Annotated in this window: 11 protein-coding genes; 3 read left to right on the plus strand and 8 right to left on the minus strand. The window is 67.8% G+C overall.

What is annotated here, in order from left to right; genetic code table 11:
* Positions 1-221 precede the first annotated feature (221 nt).
* Positions 222-1,022, plus strand: a complete 801-nt coding sequence (locus EO170_RS10280) for a DUF481 domain-containing protein (RefSeq protein WP_104583746.1) — start codon at positions 222-224, stop codon at positions 1,020-1,022.
* Between the two features lie 489 nt (positions 1,023-1,511).
* On the opposite strand, the gene hemC is transcribed toward EO170_RS10280, so the two are convergent.
* The 8 genes from hemC to EO170_RS10325 form a co-directional block, all read right to left on the minus strand.
* Positions 1,512-2,426: a hydroxymethylbilane synthase gene (gene hemC / locus EO170_RS10285; RefSeq protein WP_115675978.1), complete on the minus strand. Its 915-nt coding sequence runs from the start codon at positions 2,424-2,426 to the stop codon at positions 1,512-1,514.
* 111 nt (positions 2,427-2,537) lie between these two features.
* The gene (locus EO170_RS10290) at positions 2,538-3,266 is read right to left on the minus strand and encodes a LytTR family DNA-binding domain-containing protein (protein WP_164740095.1); all 729 of its coding nucleotides are present in this window, start codon (positions 3,264-3,266) and stop codon (positions 2,538-2,540) included.
* Positions 3,267-3,298: 32 nt separating this feature from the next.
* A complete protein-coding gene (locus tag EO170_RS10295; RefSeq protein ID WP_104583743.1) occupies positions 3,299-4,351 on the minus strand; it encodes a sensor histidine kinase in 1,053 nt (350 codons plus the stop codon).
* Positions 4,352-4,355: 4 nt separating this feature from the next.
* The gene (locus tag EO170_RS10300; RefSeq protein ID WP_126944642.1) at positions 4,356-5,024 is read right to left on the minus strand and encodes an alpha/beta hydrolase; all 669 of its coding nucleotides are present in this window, start codon (positions 5,022-5,024) and stop codon (positions 4,356-4,358) included.
* A gap of 171 nt (positions 5,025-5,195) precedes the next feature.
* On the minus strand, positions 5,196-7,133 hold the full coding sequence (mdoH, locus tag EO170_RS10305) for a glucans biosynthesis glucosyltransferase MdoH (RefSeq protein ID WP_104583741.1): 1,938 nt from the start codon (positions 7,131-7,133) through the stop codon (positions 5,196-5,198).
* Positions 7,134-8,450: 1,317 nt separating this feature from the next.
* Positions 8,451-10,079, minus strand: a complete 1,629-nt coding sequence (locus EO170_RS10315; protein ID WP_126945393.1) for a M28 family metallopeptidase — start codon at positions 10,077-10,079, stop codon at positions 8,451-8,453.
* Between the two features lie 306 nt (positions 10,080-10,385).
* On the minus strand, positions 10,386-11,366 hold the full coding sequence (locus tag EO170_RS10320) for a GGDEF domain-containing protein (protein ID WP_164738999.1): 981 nt from the start codon (positions 11,364-11,366) through the stop codon (positions 10,386-10,388).
* A 229-nt stretch (positions 11,367-11,595) separates the two neighbouring features.
* Positions 11,596-13,083, minus strand: a complete 1,488-nt coding sequence (locus EO170_RS10325; protein WP_119129544.1) for a SulP family inorganic anion transporter — start codon at positions 13,081-13,083, stop codon at positions 11,596-11,598.
* 211 nt (positions 13,084-13,294) lie between these two features.
* Here EO170_RS10325 and EO170_RS10330 point away from each other — a divergent pair, with 211 nt between their 5' ends.
* The gene (locus tag EO170_RS10330; protein ID WP_126944645.1) at positions 13,295-14,761 is read left to right on the plus strand and encodes a glycoside hydrolase family 5 protein; all 1,467 of its coding nucleotides are present in this window, start codon (positions 13,295-13,297) and stop codon (positions 14,759-14,761) included.
* Between the two features lie 306 nt (positions 14,762-15,067).
* The gene (locus EO170_RS10335) at positions 15,068-17,200 is read left to right on the plus strand and encodes a methyl-accepting chemotaxis protein (RefSeq protein ID WP_181116424.1); all 2,133 of its coding nucleotides are present in this window, start codon (positions 15,068-15,070) and stop codon (positions 17,198-17,200) included.
* Positions 17,201-17,607 lie beyond the last annotated feature (407 nt).

Below are 17,607 nucleotides of genomic sequence, written 5' to 3' on the forward strand. Positions count from 1 at the left end.
CGCGGCGGTGCCCCCGTGGCCGGCGCGTTCGCCTGTGCTGCGCGCGGGCCGGATCTGCTACCTGCGTGGTGCGCAACCGGGCCAGTCGCTGCCGTTCCGGAGCCGGCGCCCCAACCTCTTCTGAAGCGTAGCGTTCACTCGCTCATGACGCAGCCGCTCAGTCCGTTATCATGAAATCGCTTCCACCCTTCTTCGCCCCTGACCTCCAAAGCGAGCCGCCCATGTCCCGCCGTGCCCCGTTGTCTGCCCTGCTGCCCCTGTTGTTGATCACGCCCACCGTCTGGGCCCAGGCAGTCGCACCGGCACCGGCGGACCCCGCTGCCGCCGTAATGCCGTCGCCGTGGAGCGGGAGCAGTGGCGAGCTCGGCTACGCCGCCGCCCATGGCAACAGCACCACCGACAGCCTCAACGGCCGGGTCCGCTTGCGCTACACCGACGGCGACTGGATCCACAGCCTGGATGCCACCGCACTGCGCTCCAGCTCCGAGTACACCAATACCAACGACGACGGCAGCACCTCGCGCGAACGCCAGACCACGGCCGAGCGTTACACCGGCAGCGCCGGCAGCGCGCTGCAGCTGGGCGAACACCGCCAGCTCACCGCCACCGGCCGCTACGAACACGACGACTTTGCCACCTACGACCGCCTGGCCACCTTCGGTATCGGTTACGGCACGCGCCTGATCGATGCCGAACGTTTCTATCTGGATGCGCAGATCGGCCCGGGTATCCGGCGCGCGCACAACAGCGACGAAGACCGCAACGAGACCGGCCTGATCGGGCGCGGGCTGTTCGACCTCAAGTACACCGTCACCGACAACACCGACCTGATCAACACGCTGCTGGTGGAATCGGGCGAATACAACACCTACGCGCAGAACGATTTCGGCGTGCAGGTCAGCATGAACTCGCACTTCGCGCTCAAGGCCGCCTGGCAGATGCGCCACAACAGCGAGGTCAGCGACGGCGACAAGAAGACCGACACGCTGACCACGGTGAACCTGGTCTACACGTTCAAATAAGCAACCACGCCCCGTAGGAGCGGACCTGGCCGCGAAGGGCTTCACCGATAAAGCCTCTCGCGGCCGGGGCCGCTCCTACGAAGAGCCGCTCCTACGAAGAGCAGTGCCTTTGGCGGACAGGCCGCGACGCGGCGGTCGATCGGTCCCACATTCGAATACGCAGCCGCGCCCTGTAGGAGCGGACCTGGCCGCGAAGGGCTTTCCCGGTAAAGCCTCTCGCGGCCGGGGCCGCTCCTACGAAGAGCGGTGCCTTTGGCGGACAGGCCGCGACGCGGCGGTCGGTCGGTCCCACGTTCGAATCCGCAACCGCGCCCTGTAGGAGCGGACCTGGCCGCGAAGGGCTTCCCCGGTAGAGCCTCTCGCGGCCGGGGCCGCTCCTACGAGAGCGGGCGTTGCGTGAGGCGGTACTGCCTGCTTGGCGGCGAGGGCTGGACTTGCACCTGCCGCCGCATCGATGCCGGTTGCGTTACAGGTGGCGCGGCGGCGTGTTTACAGCTCCGCCAGCAGCTGCGCGGCGCCCTTGTCGAACAGGCCTTGCGCGACCAGGCGGCCCAGTGCCTCGGTGTCGTCGGCGCTGCCGTGCGCCTCGGCGTGGATCAGGCGTCCGTCGCTGGCGCTGCCGACCATGCCCTGCAGGAACAGGCCCTGCCCCTCCCAACGCGCGAACGCCGCCACCGGTACGTGGCAGCTGCCGTGCAGCGCGCGATTCATTGCCCGCTCCGCTTCCACGCAGGCGCGCGTGCGGCCGGCATCCAGCACCGCCAGCAGGCCGTGGATGCGCGCATCGTCACCACGGCATTCCACCGCCACCGCGCCCTGGGCCGGCGCCGGCAACCAGTCGGGGACGTCCAGGCGCGCGGTGATGCGTGCATCCAGGCCCAGCCGCTGCAGGCCGGCGCAGGCCAGCACGATGGCGTCGTAACCGCCGTTGTCGAGCTTGGCCAGGCGGGTGTTGACGTTGCCACGCAGGTCGATCAATTCCAGATCCGGGCGCGCGGCGCGCAGCTGCGCCTGACGCCGCAGGGAGGACGTACCCACGCGCGCGCCCAGCGGCAGCGCCTGCAAGCTGGCGTAGAGGTTGGACACCAGCGCATCGGCCGCATCGCCGCGCTCCATGATCGCCGGCAGCACGAAGGGCGGGTCCAGCTCCATCGGCACGTCCTTGAGCGAATGCACCGCGCAATCGGCCTCGCCGCGCAACATCGCCAGCTCCAGCTCCTTCAGGAACAGGCCCTTGCCGCCGATCGCGGCCAGCGAGCGGTCCAGCACTTCATCGCCACGGGTGCTCATCGGCACCAGCGCGACCTCCAGCCCCGGGTGGTGCTGGCGCAGCGCGGTGGCGACGTGTTCGCTCTGCCAAAGGGCGAGCGGGCTCTTACGGGTAGCGATGCGGAGCGTGGTCATCGGCCCATTATCACGGACCGGGCGCGGAACTCCTACCTGGGCCGCACGCCGGCGCCCGCAGCACCGTGCCGCCCACGGCCAATGACCCGGCCACACCCGGCATGCCGCGCGCTAGCGCAACTGCTCGCGCAGGCTGGCCACGCAGCGGCGGCTCACTTCCAGGGGGTGCGGCACGTTGCGCAGCACCGCATGCACCTGGCCATCGCCGCTGCGGCGCAGCTCCACCAGTTCGTCGCGCGCGACCAGGCAGTTGCGGTGGATGCGTACCAGGCGATCGGCAAACTCGTCTTCCAGCGATTTGAGCGACTCTTCGATCAGGTCCTCGCCACGGCTGTGGTGGACGATGACGTATTTTTCCTCGGCCTGCAGGTAGCGGATATCGCCGATGGCGATCAGCCGCAGGCTGCCGCGCAAGCGTGCGCACAGGTGTGTGCGCGGCGGCGGCGCGGCGCTGGGCGCACGCCCGGCCAGAAAGGTGGCCACCTTTTCCAGCGCGGCGGCCAGGCGTTCGGGGCGCACCGGTTTCATCAGGTAATCCAGCGCGGCGGCATCGAAGGCCGACAGCGCATGCTGGTCGTAGGCGGTGCAGAACACCACCGCCGGCTGCGGCTGGTTCTGGCGCAGCAGGCGCGCGGTTTCCAGGCCGTCGACGCCGGGCATGGCGATGTCCAGCAGCACCAGATCCGGATGCAGGTGGTGGCACTGCTGGAGCACCTGTTGGCCGTTTTCGGCCTCGCCGATCACCTCGACGTGCGGATGTTCACCCAGCAGCATGCGCAGGCGCTCGCGCGCCAGTGGCTCGTCATCGGCGATCAGCACCCGCACTTGCGTGGCCGTCATGGACATCCCCCTTCGCTGCAGCGACTCCCCCGTCACGGCAGCGGCAATGTGATCTCACACGCATAGTAGCCCTCGGCCCAGCTGGCCGCCATCCGTGCCCCGGCACCGAACTGGAATGCCAGCCGGTGCGAGATGCTGGCCTGGGCGTGGCCGGCACCGGCCACCAGCGGCAACTGGGTGCCCGGCTGCGGGGCGGGATTGACGATACGGATCTGCAACTGGTTGTCGCGCTGGCGCAGCGACAGGTACAGCGTGCCGCCCTCGGGCATGCGCGAAACGCCATGCAGCACGGCGTTCTCCACCAGCGGCTGCAGCACCAGGCGCGGCATCGGCAGCTCCCATGGCAACGGCTCCTGCCGGTGCCAGCGCACCTGCAGGCGCTCGCCCAGGCGCAGTGATTCGATCGCCAGATAGCGCTCGGCCAGTTCGCATTCGGCGCGCAAGCTGGACACGCCTTCGCCGGCACCGAGCGCGGCACGGAACAGGTCCGACAGATCCAGCACCGCCTGCTCGGCCACCACCGGGTCGCGGCGCAACAGGCTGGCGATGAGATTCATGCTGTTGAACAGGAAATGCGGGCGGATGCGCGCCTGCAAGGCGTCGGCCTGGGCACGCGCATTGGCCTGCACCTGTGCTTCCCAACGGTCGCTGACGTAGAAGTAGCGCAGCGCCAGCGCGGTGATCAGCACCACGGTCGCCGCGCTGCCCAGGGTGAAACGCCAGAAGCCGACCAGGGGGCCAAGCGGGGCCTGGTCGAGCGCCGCATACAGGGCATGCACGATGCCGGCACCGAGCATGGCCACCACCGCAGCGATCGACAGCGCGGCCAGCGCGCCCACGCGTGGCGGCAGCCGCGACAATGAAGGCCGCAGCACGCACAGCAGCACGCTGACCGCCAGCGCCAGCCACAGCGCCAGGCCGCTGGCCGAGACAAAGCGCGACACGGTGATAGTGCGCGCCGCACCGGCGTCGGGCACCAGGGTCACCACCAGCACCACCAGTTCGGCCAGGCCCAGCATGGCGCCCAACCGTGGCAGCCGGCACAGGTCCGGCATCCAGGCGATCTGGGGCGCGTGCTGGGCCATGGCCTCAGGCGGCGGTGAAGCGCGCCTGCATCCAGTTGCGCAAGGCCTCGATCTCTTCCAGGCAGACCTGGTGGCCCATCGGGTAGGTGTGCCAGTCCAGTTCGAACCCGAGCGTGCGCAGGGTCTGCATGCTGGCCTGGCCGGCGCCGAACGGCACCACCGGATCGGCCGTGCCGTGGGCCATGAACACCGGTTGGCGGGAGGCAGCCGGCTGCAGCTGGCTGGCGGCCGCCGCCGGGTCTGGCAGGTAGGTGGACAGGGCGATCAACCCGGCCAGCGGCACGCGGCGCTGCAGCCCGACCGCCAGGGTCACCGCGCCGCCTTGCGAGAACCCGGCCAGCAGCATGCGCTCGGGAGCGATGCTGCGGGATTGCTCATGGGCGATCAACGCCTCGACCTGGGCCACCGATTCGGCGATGCCGGCCTTGTCGGCGCGCGTGGCGAAATCCATGCCGACGATGTCGTACCAGCCGCGCATGCGCACGCCGTTGTTGATGGTGATCGGGCGGACCGGCGCATGCGGAAACACGAAGCGCAGCGCCGGCCACTGCGGGCGCACCAGCTCCGGGACCATCGGGGCGAAGTCACTGCCATCGGCGCCCAGGCCGTGCAGCCACAGCACGGTCCATTGCGGGTTCGGTCCGGTCTCGCGTTCGATCACTTCCAGCATCATCCAGCTCCGCTTGCGGGCTGGGCATTATGCCTTGCGCCATCGGCCGGGCTGCTCACGGAGCGGCCAAGCGACATGCGCGTGGCCCGGGTCGCCACTGTCGCGGCCTGCCTGGCAGGACAGGCGGGTAGCTCACGCTGCGCATGGCCATACCGCCATGCGCCTGGCAGGCGCTCAGATCAGCGACGGCTCCAGCGCGGCGGCGCGGCGCAGCTCGGCCGCTCGCACCAGCACCTTGGGCGGATCGAGCTCTTCGGGAATGCAGAAGATGCCGGCGCGGCGCAGGCCCAGGCCGGTGCGACGCAACGAGGTCAACGCCACCACCGGGATCGACACCGCCATGCCCACGATCACCGGCGCCATCCAGGCCGCCAGCGACGGCGACACGGTATAGGCTACCGCCCCCATGAACAGGCCGAACACGGTCAGCCCGCCGTAGCTGCGCAACAGCGCCGGCCACGACAGCTTGCCGTCGTCGCGCACCTGCGCATCCCACCCCGAATCCTTGCCGGCCAGCACTTCGAACACGCCGCGCGACTGCAGGTACATCACCACCGGCGCCATCAGGGCCGCCAGCACGGTTTCCAGCAGGATGCTCAGCAGCGCGCGGATCGCGCCGCCGCAGGCACGCAGCTCGCGCGGGTTGAGCAGCAATGCGATGTAGCCGAGCAACTTGGGCGCCAGCAGCACGAACATGGTGCAGACAAAGATCCAGATCGCATTGCCCTGGCTGCTGCCATGCCAGTAGCGGGCAGGCGAGAACGGCAGGTCGCCGGCCAGGTCGATGCCGCCACCGGCCAGCGGAATGCCGATGCCGATCAGCATCAGCAGGCCCCACATCGGCGCGGTGAAGTAATGCCCGATGCCGATCAGCATGTGCATGCGGCTGACCCAGTGCAGGCCCTTGGCGCCGACCACCTTGGCATGCTGCAGGTTGCCCTGGCACCAGCGGCGGTCGCGGATCAACAGGTCGGTCAGCGTGGGCGGGCCTTCTTCGTAGCTGCCCTGCAGGTAGGGCACCATGTGCATGGCCCAGCCGCCGCGCCGCATCAGCGCCGCTTCGACGAAATCGTGGCTGAGCACATGGCCGCCGAACGGCTTGCGCCCGCGCAGCGACGGCAGGCCTGCGTGGTCGGCAAAGGCCTGGGTGCGGATGATGGCGTTGTGGCCCCAGTAATTGCTCTCGGCACCGTGCCACCAGGCCACGCCGAAGGCGATGATCGGCCCGTACACGCGCCCACCGAACTGCTGCATGCGGGCGAACAGGGTCTGCCCGTTGACCACCGCCGGCAGGGTCTGGATCAGGCCCACGTCCGGATTGTTTTCCATGCCGGCGACCAGCCGCACGATGGTGTCGCCGGTCATCACGCTGTCGGCGTCCAGGATCAGCATCTGCGGGTAGTTGCCGCCGAAACGGCGCACCCAGTCGGCGACATTGCCGGCCTTGCGCGCGGCATTGTCGGCGCGGCGACGGTAGAAGATGCGCCCGTGTCCGCCGACGCGATCGCACAGCTCGTTGTAGACCAGTTCCTCGGCAGCGCCGATGTGTTCGCGGGTGGTGTCGCTGAGCACGAAGAAGTCGAAATGCTCCAGCTGGCCGGTCTCGGCCACCGATTCGTAGATCGCCTGCAGGCCGGCGAGCAGCCGGCGCGGGTCCTCGTTATAGGTCGGCATCAGCAACGCGGTGCGCGTGTGCAGGGTCGGCAGCGGAGCGTCCGGGTCGATGCCGAGCTTGCGTCCGGCGCGCGCCACCACGGTGACGAAGCCGGCCACCGCGCTGGCGAAGGACATCGCGATCCAGGCAAACAGCAGCACGAACAGGCCGAGCAGGCAGCCTTCCAGCACGCTCAGGCCATCGGGCCACAGCACGCTCAGCATCACCCAGACCGCCACCGCAGTGGTGGCGACGGTGCCGCCAATCAGATAGAAACGCCGCAGGCCGATGCCGACTGGCGCGGTGCGCTGATGCGGCACCTGCAGGCGACCTTCGCGCAGGGATTGCTCGGGCATGGCCAGCGGCGCTTCCGGTGGCAGCGTGGGCTGACCGGCGTCGAGGGCGGAAACGGGGGGAAGATCGGTTGGTGCGGGGGAAAGAGTCACTGTGCCGTCCATCAAGGCTGCCCGCCGCACGATCGCGGCAGTGTGGGCTGAAGCGGAAGATCCCTACCCGCTACGCGTGGCGCCGCCATCGCATGCACCCTGGTCCGGGCAAGCCCGGCGGTGCGCGACCACGTCGCAGAATTAGCAGCTCTAAGACCACTCCGATGCACAAGCTCTCCTGGCTGCGACGATGACGCCGCGGCTCATCTTAAAGAATCGACCGTTAAAGGAAACGAAGGCCGCGCTGCAGTCTTCGCCCCACCTGACGAGGACCGCGCGGCAGACTACGCCGCAGCGACCGAACGCTACCCCAACAGATTGCAGTCTGGCACGCGTGCCGTCACGGGCGTCAAACCACGCTGTCGTGTCAGACAAATGCAATAGATGTGCCAGGAGGCGCAATCGGTTGTAGCGACAGCCTGCCGGCGCTGGCGCTCGCGGCGATGACGCTGACCGGATTGCGACGGCAGGCGCGCGTCAGGGCGTCTCGAAATCAGCGCTGTAGGCCCGCGCCGACCTTGGTTCTAGCCACGGACGGTGCGTTCCGCACTCTGTAACCGCTTCAAGACAACCGGGATTCTCGCGTCGGTGCCGCGTCTAGATGCAGTCAGAAGGCCAGGTCAAACGCCTGGCGGGTCGAGGGCGCGGCGCCCTCATCGCTCGCGGGACACGCCGTGAACCCGTCCCTGGGGGCTCGGTGGCGGCCTCCATGCCGCCACACGGTCCCGCGAACGGCAAGGGCACCGCACCAGAGAGTTGGTCGGCTGTTTTCTTGAAAGCGTGTTGCCCGGCTTGCGGTGAGCAGACGAGACATTTGCAGGTCGCGTGTTGGAGGCCTGTCTGCCGCTCGGCTTGCGCGAGGAACTGATCGGACGCAACGTGATTCGAACAACGCACGCCATGCCCTGCTTGCACCACGCACACCGCCATCTCGACCGGTCCTTGCCCGCCCACCGTCGCGGGACCTTGAGCGGCATGGATGCCGCGCCAGAGCCTACACGGACGTACTTGCGGCGTGTCCTGCGATGGTGGGCGGGCAAGGGCCCTGCAGCCAACCCGCGGCTCCGCCGCTCTGGCGCCCTCACCGCACGCCGATGCGCTGGCATTGGCCTGAGAACCAGGCCACTTGTCAGCCGCTTTGCAAAACGACGCATGCATGACACCCAGGGCTGCCTGGACAACCGCAGGCTCACCGCCTTGGAGCAACTGACAAGACCCCCGAGCACCGGGCACGTGGCTTGAGCCGGATGGCGGCATGCACACGGGGCACATGCCGCATCGGGCAACAGCGACGCCGCTGATGGAAGCGCAGTCGCCGCGTCAGCCGTCCTACTTGCGCGCCGCCTCGCTGGCATCGCGGGTGGCGCGGAACTCCGAATCGTTGCTCCAGTTCGGCCACTGGCGCGAATCGGCCAGCTGCTGGCCCAGCGCGTACAGCACGCCCAGGTCACGCGCGGCACCGGCGAAGGTCCAGTCCGGCTTCCACTCATCGCCCTGCTGGTGATAGCGCTTGGCGGTGTAGTCGTCGGAGGCGGCCTTGCCTGCGGCCACGCCGCCCACTTCCCAATCCTGCCCGGCCGCATACGACAGCGCCGGCACGCCACGCTTGGCGAAGGAGAAATGATCCGAACGGAAGAAGTACCCCGCCTGCGGCTTGGGATCGGGCGTGTAGCGCAGCTTCCACTGGCCGGCGACGGTCTTGAGCTGATCGAGCAACTGGAGTTTTGCGGTGCCGTAGATGCTGAAATCGCGCGACGGCACGAACGGGCTCATACCGTCCATGTTGATCACCGCCACCGTGGTGTCCAGCGGATACAGCGGCTTGGAGGCGTAGAACTCCGAGCCCAGCAGGCCCTTTTCTTCGGCGGTGACGGCCAGGAACACCACCGAGCGCTGCGGCTTGGGGCCGGCGGCAAAGCCGCGCGCCAGTTCCAGCAGTGCGGCCGTGCCGCTGGCGTTGTCCAGCGCGCCGTTGAAGATGGTGTCGCCGCGTGCGTCCGGCTTGCCCACGCCGATGTGGTCCCAATGCGCGCTGTAGATCAGCGTTTCATCCGGATGCGTGCTGCCATCCAGCCGCGCCACCACGTTGTGCGAGGTGATCACATCGGATTTGACCTGGTAGCTGGCGCTCAACCCCTGGCCCTTGAGTTCCACCGGCTTGAAGCCGCGCGTCTGCGCCTGCTTCTTCAAGGTGTCGAAATCCAGCCCGGCCTGCTTGAACAGGTCGGCGGCCAGGTCGCGCTGGATCCAGCCTTCCAGGGTGGGATGCGCGGCGCGCGGGTTGTCGCGCACCACATCGAACATGGTGTTGGTGTTGGAGCTGGCCACCGTGTCCCAGCCATAGGAGGCCGGTGCGGTTTCGTGCACCACCAGCACGCCGAGCGCGCCCTGGCGTGCGCCTTCTTCGTACTTGTAGGTCCAGCGGCCGTAGTAGGTCATGCCGGCGCCGTCGAAGGCGCCCTTGCCGGTTTCGAAGTCCGGGTCGTTGATCAGCACCACCGCGATCTTGCCTTTCAGGTCCACGCCCTTGAAGTCGTCCCAGTCGCGCTCCGGCGCCTTGACGCCGTAGCCGACGAACACCAGCGGTGCGTTGGCGATATCGACCTTGGACGAGCCGTCCAGCGCGGCGCGGATGGCGATCTGCTTGCCCTGGGTCAGCGCCTGCGGCTTGCCGGCATGCTGCAGGGCGATGGTCGGCGTACCGACGATATCGGCGCGGCGCAGCGGCACCGCCTGGGTCCAGGCGCGCTTGCCGTCGCGCAGATCGCCGCCCGGCTGCAGGCCGGCAGCGGCGAACTGCTTGCTCAGGTAGGCGATGGTCTTTTCTTCGCCGGCAGTGGCCGGGCCGCGGCCTTCGTAGGCATCGGAGGCCAGCTCCTTGACGTCGCGCGAGATGCGCGCGCCATCGAAGGTCGGCGTGGCCGCCATCAGTGCGGTCGAGACCGCCATCGCCAACATTCCCATCGCAACGCGTTTGGTAACAACTCGCTTCACTGCAGCACCCAGGTAGTGTCCGAACAGCCCTGGAGTGTAGCCACTGCGGCGTTCGATCGGGTGTGCACGGCGGACACCGATGCGCGGCGACGTGCAGTGGCAGCGACGCAGCACTGATCGACAAGGCCAGGTGGCGATGCCATGCGACGATGCTGCCACCGACGCGCGGCCTGCGCTGTGCGGGCGCGTCATGGCGCCGGGTGGCGTCCAGCCGCCGCATGCCGCGGCGGCCGACACTGCAGCGCTGCCGCCGGCGAACGCCGGTGCGTCTCAGAACAGGTCGACGCTGCCGACCTGCTGGGCAACCTGCCGCATCTGCCCGCTGGCCACCAGTTCGGCGTAGACCTCGGCGCGGTTGCGGCCATGCTGCTTTGCCCAGTACAGCGCCTTGTCGGCCTCGTCGAGCAACTGGCTGATCAGCCGGCCGTCGGTCAGCTCGACGATGCCGGCGCTGAGCGTGACCTTGCCGACCTGCGGAAATACATGCTCGGCCACCGCCACACGGAAGCGCTCGAACAACGCCACCGCCGTGTCGCGATCCACTCCGCGCAATACGATCACAAACTCTTCGCCACCGAAGCGGAACAGCAGGTCGTCCTGACGGAAGCAGCGCTGCATCAACTGGGCCACCAGCAGCAGCACCTCGTCGCCGTACAGATGGCCGAAGCCGTCGTTGACGCGCTTGAAGTGGTCGATGTCCACGATCCCCAGCCACACGCCTTCGCTGGCCGCTGCATCCGCGCCACCGGAGAACAGGCGCAGGATCACATCGTCGAAGGTCTTGCGATTGCGCAGGCCGGTCAACGCATCGCGCTGGGCATCGTCGAGCAGGCTGCGGTAATTCTGGAAGAAACGTGCAAAACCCTGCAGCATCACCTGCTCGGCGGCGCCGGGTGCGCGCGTGCCGCCCACGCGCAGGCAGGTGCGGATCCCGCGTGCTTCCATCATCGGATACACCAGCAACGCGCGGCCGTCCTGCTGCAACTGCACCACATCGCCCGGCCCGTGCAGGTCGGCCAGCTGCGTGCGCAGGTGCGCGTCGTGGATGTCGGCCACCGTCAGCGACAGCCGGCCATCCTCGCGCAGCCGCGTCTCGGCCATGGTGCGGCCATCCGGGGCGATGCGCAGCAACGACAGCTCCTCGGACGCGCAGACCTCGCGCATGGTGCGCAACAGGCTCAGATCGAGCAGATCGGCGTCGCGGATGGCGGTCAGGTCCACCATGCGTTCCAGCAACGGTGCCGTGGTCATTGCCGCACCATCCCGCGGGCGGACGCAGGCCCGCAGCGCCGGTCACGGCACGCGGGCACACCTCTCGGGCTGGAACGCACTGGCATCACGGCGGGTTACCGGCAATCTCGATGCCGGTTCATCGGCGCTGAGCGCGCGAACTTGAGTCTGCCCGCCGGCCGCCGCCGCGCACGGCCAGCCGGCGTACACGGATGTGCAGGCGCGCGACAGGCCTGCATCCCTGCGCCGCTTAGGGCAATGCGGACTCCAGCGCATCGTCGCCCAGCGCGTGCGCCTGCATCAGCCGCCGGCTGCCGGCATTCAGGCCTTTGACCTGGACCTCCAGCCCATGGTGGCGCAGCCGCTGCACCACCTTGTCCAGCGCCGCCACCGCGGTGATGTCCCAGAAATGCGCGCGGCTGACATCGATCACCACCGCACGGCCGGGCACCTGGCGCGCGTCGAAGGCGTCGATGAACACGTCGGCCGAGGCGAAGAACACCTGCCCGCGCACGTGGTAGGTGCGCACGCCATCGTCGCCGTCGCTGTGCGTGATCTGCAGCAGCCCGGCCACCTTGAAGGTGAAGAACACACCGCTCAGCACCACGCCCACCGCTACGCCGGCGGCCAGGTTGCGGGTGGCCAGGGTCACCGCCACGGTGGCCAGCATCACCACACTGGAGGTGCGCGGATGGGTGACCACGGTGCGCAGCGAACGCCAGTCGAAGGTCTCGGCCGAGACCATCACCATGATCGCCACCAAGGCGATCACCGGTACCTGCGAGACCCATGGCTTGAGCAGCACCATCAGGATCAGCAGGAACACGCCGGCGAACAGGGTCGAAAGACGGCCGCGCCCGCCGTACTTCACGTTGCCCACGGTCTGCCCGATCATGCCGCAGCCGGCGATGCCGCCGAACAGACTGGCAGCGGTGTTGGCCAGGCCCAGCCCGGTGCACTCGCGGTTCTTGTTGCTCGGGGTGTCGGTGAGTTCGTCGACCACGCGTGCGGTCATCAGCGATTCGAGCAGCCCCACCATCGCGATGGCCAGCGCCGGCAAGGCGATGATGCGCAAGGTCTCCAGCGTCAGCGGCACCGCCGGCCATTGCAGGAATGGCAGCGCGTCGGGCAGCTTGCCCAGGTCGGCCACCGTCTCCAGCGGCAGATGCAGGGCCGAGCCCAGCAGCGTCAGCACCAGGATGCACAGCAACGGCGACGGAATCGCCGACACGCCCGGCAGCGGCAGCCGTGGCAGGCCGTAGATGATGAGCAGGCCCAACGCCAACATGCCCCAGGTGGCCAGGTTGGCGTGCTGCAGATGCGGCAGCTGCGCGGCAAAGATCAGCACCGCCAACGCATTGACGAAGCCGGTGCGCACCGAGCTGCTGACAAAGCGCATCAGCACGCCCAGCCGCAACAGGCCGAACAGGATCTGCACCGCACCGGCCAGCAGCCCGGCCGCCAGCAGATAGGGCAAGCCGTGTGCGGCCACCAGCGGTGCGGCCACCAGGGCCACCGACCCGGCCGCGGCGGAAATCATCGCCGGGCGCCCGCCGAAGAACGCGATGACGATCCCGATCACGAACGACGCGAACAGCCCCACCTGCGGGTCGACACCGGCCACGAACGCAAAGGCGATCACTTCGGGAATCAGCGCAAAGGTGGCGACCGCACCGGCCATCAGTTCGCGCGCAGGCGAGGCGCGCCATTGCGCCAGTTCGGCACGCAGGAAAGACATTGGAAGACACTCCGGGGACAGAAAGGACAGCCTGCGGACAGGCCACAACGGCGATAGTGTGCGCGAAAGCGAACCGGCCCGCAGCCGGCGTGTGATCGGTGCGGCAATGCGCCTTTCTGTGGGCCGGATCACGCCAAACGGCGCAGCCGCGGACCAAGATGCCCCCCTCACCGGGTTCGGGTGTCGAGCCGGGTTCGCTAGGGAGACCACCATGTCCATCTTCAGGACTGCACGTACGCTCGCACTGGCCACGGCGCTGGCGCTCGCCGCCGCACCGGCCTTCAGCTACTCCATCAGCAACAACAAGATCGTCGACGACAGCGGCAAGGTGGTCCAGCTCAAGGGCGTCAACGTATTCGGCTTCGAGACCGGCAACCATGTCATGCATGGCCTGTGGGCACGCAACTGGAAGGACATGATCAACCAGATGCAGGGCCTGGGCTTCAACGCCGTGCGTCTGCCGTTCTGCCCGGCCACCCTGCGCAGCAGCACGATGCCGACCAGCATCGACTACAGCCTCAATGCCGATCTGCAGGGCCTGAGCTCGCTGCAGATCCTGGACAAGGTGATCAACGAATTCAACGCACGCGGCATGTACGTGCTGCTGGATCACCACACCCCCGACTGCGCTGCCATCTCCGAGCTCTGGTACACCGGCTCGTATTCCGAAGCGCAGTGGCTGGACGATCTGCGCTTTGTCGCCAACCGCTACAAGAACGTGCCCAGCGTGATCGGCCTGGACCTGAAGAACGAGCCGCACGGTGCCGCGACCTGGGGCACCGGCAACGCGGCCACCGACTGGAACAAGGCCGCCGAGCGCGGTTCGGCCGCGGTACTGGCGGTTGCGCCCAAATGGATCATCGCGGTGGAAGGCATCACCGACAATCCGGTCTGCTCGACCAATGGCGGCATCTTCTGGGGCGGCAATCTGCAGCCGCTGGCCTGCACCCCGTTGAACATTCCGGCCAACCGGCTGCTGCTGGCACCGCATGTGTACGGGCCGGACGTGTACGCGCAGGCGTACTTCAACGACAGCACGTTCCCCAACAACATGCCTGCGATCTGGGACCGTCACTTCGGCCAGTTCGCCGGCACGTATGCGCTGCTGCTGGGCGAATTCGGCGGCAAGTACGGCGAAGGCGATGCACGCGACAAGGTCTGGCAGGACGCGCTGGTGCAGTACCTGCGCAGCAAGGGCATCAACGAAGGCTTCTACTGGTCGTGGAATCCCAACAGCGGCGACACCGGCGGCATCCTGCGCGACGACTGGACCAGCGTGCGCGAAGACAAGATGGCGCTGCTGCGGACGCTGTGGGGCACGCTGAGCAGCACCACGCCGACGCCCGCACCTACTCCGACTCCGACTCCGACTCCGACTCCGACTCCGACTCCGACTCCCACGCCGACGCCGACGCCGACACCCAGCGGCAGCTTCAGCACCAAGGTGAGCGTGGACAGCCAGTGGAACGGCGGCTACTGCAATCGCGTGCAGGTCACCAATACCGGCACCGCCAGCGGCACCTGGGCGATCTCGCTGCCGGTCACCGGCACCGTCAACAATGCCTGGAACGTCACCTGGTCGCAGAGCGGCAACACGCTCAAGGCCAGCGGCGTGGACTTCAACCGCACCCTGGCGGCCGGTGCGACGGCCGAGTTCGGCTTCTGCGCGGCCGGCTGATGCAATAAGGCGGGCACGCAGCGCGTGTCCGCCGCTGCTTGCACGCTGCCGACAGTCTGCAAGTCACCAATGTCGCGTCACCCATCGATCGCTGGATCGATGCCCATGACCTTGTAGGAGCGCCCCCGGGCGCGATGGGGCGTTATCGATAACGCCCCATCGCGCCCGGGGGCGCTCCTACATTGCAGATGTCGCAAGCGAACGCTGCCGCAATTAGCATTCAATCCGCATGTGAATCAGCCGCTATCCAAGACATAGCGCCTTGCGCGCGTTCTGGATCTCGTTGCCATGCCTGTCGTGTCCCTGTTGCGTCGTCACGTTGCCAATCTCCCGCTCACCCGCAAGTTCGTCCTGCTGTGCAGCTTGTTGACGGTGGGCGTGATCCTGCTGGCAGTGGCCGCGGCACGCCTGCAGTATCTGGACCTGATCGAGGCGCGCAAGCTCAGCGTCAAGACCGAGGTGGAGATGGGCCTGACCGTGATGCAGCACTATGCCGACAAGGCCAAGGCCGGCGAACTGACGGTCGAACAGGCCAAGGAAGCTGCGCGCACCACGCTGGCCGACATGCGCACCAACGACGGCGTGGACTACTTCTTCATCGTCGACCCGCAGATGCGCATCCTGATGCATCCCAAGCGCGCCGTCGGCACCGACATGAGCGACTACAAGAGCGATGCCGGGCAGTACGTCTATCGTGACATCAAGACCGCGATCGAGCGCGGCGACGGCTTCAGTTACTACGATGCGCCCAAGCCGGGCAAGCAGGAACAGCTGCCCAAGATCAGCTATGCCAAGACCTTTCCGGCCTGGAACTGGGTGCTGGTGATGGGCGTGTACGCCGAGGACATCCAGGTGCAGGCCTGGGGTTTCACCCGCACCCTGACCTTGATCGGCGGCGCCCTGGTGGCCATGGTGATCGGCCTGTGCTGGTTGATCGCCTCGGCGATGGCGGCACCGCTGCGCGCAGCATCGCGCACCGCCGAGGCGATTGCCTCGGGCCACTTCGATAACGATATCCGGGTCGAGTCGCGCGACGAAACCGGCCAGCTGATGCACAGCATGCAGCAGATGCAGACCCAATTGCAGCGCTTCAACGGCGAGATGCAGACCATGATCCGGCTGCAGCAGGGCGAGAACATCGCGCACCGCATTCCGGAGGATTTCCCCGGCGATTACGGCACCCTGGCGCACGGCGTGAACACGGTGGTATTCGAGCATCTGGATGCCATCAACGAGGCGATGGACCTGATGGGCGAGTATGGCCGTGGCGATCTGCGCCGCGACATGCGCCGCCTGCCCGGCCAGCGCGCGGCGCTGCATGAGGCGCTGGATACGGTGAAGGGCAATCTGTCGGCGATCAACAGCGACATCGCACGCCTGGCCGATGCGGCCGCGCGCGGCGACTTCTCCGCACGCGGCGAACAGGCGCGCTACCAGTTCGCGTTCGCCGAGATGGTGCAGGCCTTGAACCGGCTGATGCAGCAGGCCGATGCAGGCCTGGATGATGTCGGCCGCATCATGGCCGCGATTGCCGATGGCGACCTGTCGCAGCGGGTGGAATCGCATTACGAGGGCGCATTCGGCCGCCTGGCCAATGCGGCCAACCGCACCGCGATCCAGCTGACCACCATCGTGCAGGGCATCCAGCACTCGGCCGAGATGATCAACACCGCAGCCGGCGAGATCGCCAGCGGCAATGCCGACCTGTCCACGCGTACCGAGCATCAGGCCGCGAACCTGGAAGAAACCGCCGCGTCGATGGAAGAACTCACCTCCACCGTGCGCCAGAACGCCGACAACGCGCGCCAGGCCAATCAGCTGGTCAAGGGCACCGGCGAGGTGGCCGAGAGCGGTGGGCGCGTGGTGCAGGAAGTGGTCACCACCATGCAGGCGATCACGCAATCGTCGGCGCGCATCTCCGACATCATCGGGGTGATCGACGGCATCGCGTTCCAGACCAATATCCTGGCCCTGAACGCGGCGGTGGAAGCCGCACGCGCCGGTGAGCAGGGCCGCGGATTTGCGGTGGTGGCCACCGAAGTGCGCGCGCTGGCGCAGCGTTCGGCCGGCGCCGCCAAGGAGATAAAGCAGCTGATCTCCGATTCGGTGGAAAAAGTGGCGCAGGGCTCGGACCTGGTGCAGCAGGCCGGCAGCACGATGACCGAGGTGGTCAGCTCGGTGAAGCGGGTGACCGACATCATGGCCGAGATCACCGCCGCCAGCACCGAGCAAAGCGCCGGCATCGAGCAGGTCAGCACCACGGTGATGCAGCTGGATGAAATGACCCAGCAGAACGCGGCGCTGGTGGAAGAAGCCACCGCCGCGGCACGCAGCATGGAAGATCAGGCGGCGGATCTGACGCGCGCCGTGGCAGTGTTCCGCCTGGTGCCGCAGCAGGCTGCGCTGCCGCAACGACGCTCGGTCGTGCAGGCGGCTTGATCGATGGGGTGATCGCCGCCGTCCCTGCGCGGCGGGAAGAGACGGCAGGCACGCCACTGGTGCGCCTGCCTGGGAACAGCGGATCGGGGGCGCGGTGATCCGGACAACGCAGGCCCTGCCCTGCTCGTAACCATGCGCACCGCCCCTCCTGACGGGTTCTTGCCTGCCCGCCGTCGCGGGACCTTACGCGGCATGGATGCCGCTTAGGCTGACAGGGACGTACTTGCAGCGTGTCCCGCGAGGGTGGGCGGGCAAGGGCCGTGCAGCCAAGCCGCAGATCAGCCGCTCTGCACTCGACGCATCCACACGGTTATCGCCTCTAAACACGACAGGGATCTAGAGCTCCAACGCCGCGGACAGTGACCATCGATCGATGCGATTGCATTGCCAGCGCCACATCGATCCGT

This window comes from Xanthomonas sp. BRIP62409 (assembly GCF_003992965.1).
Classification (GTDB): domain Bacteria; phylum Pseudomonadota; class Gammaproteobacteria; order Xanthomonadales; family Xanthomonadaceae; genus Xanthomonas; species Xanthomonas euroxanthea.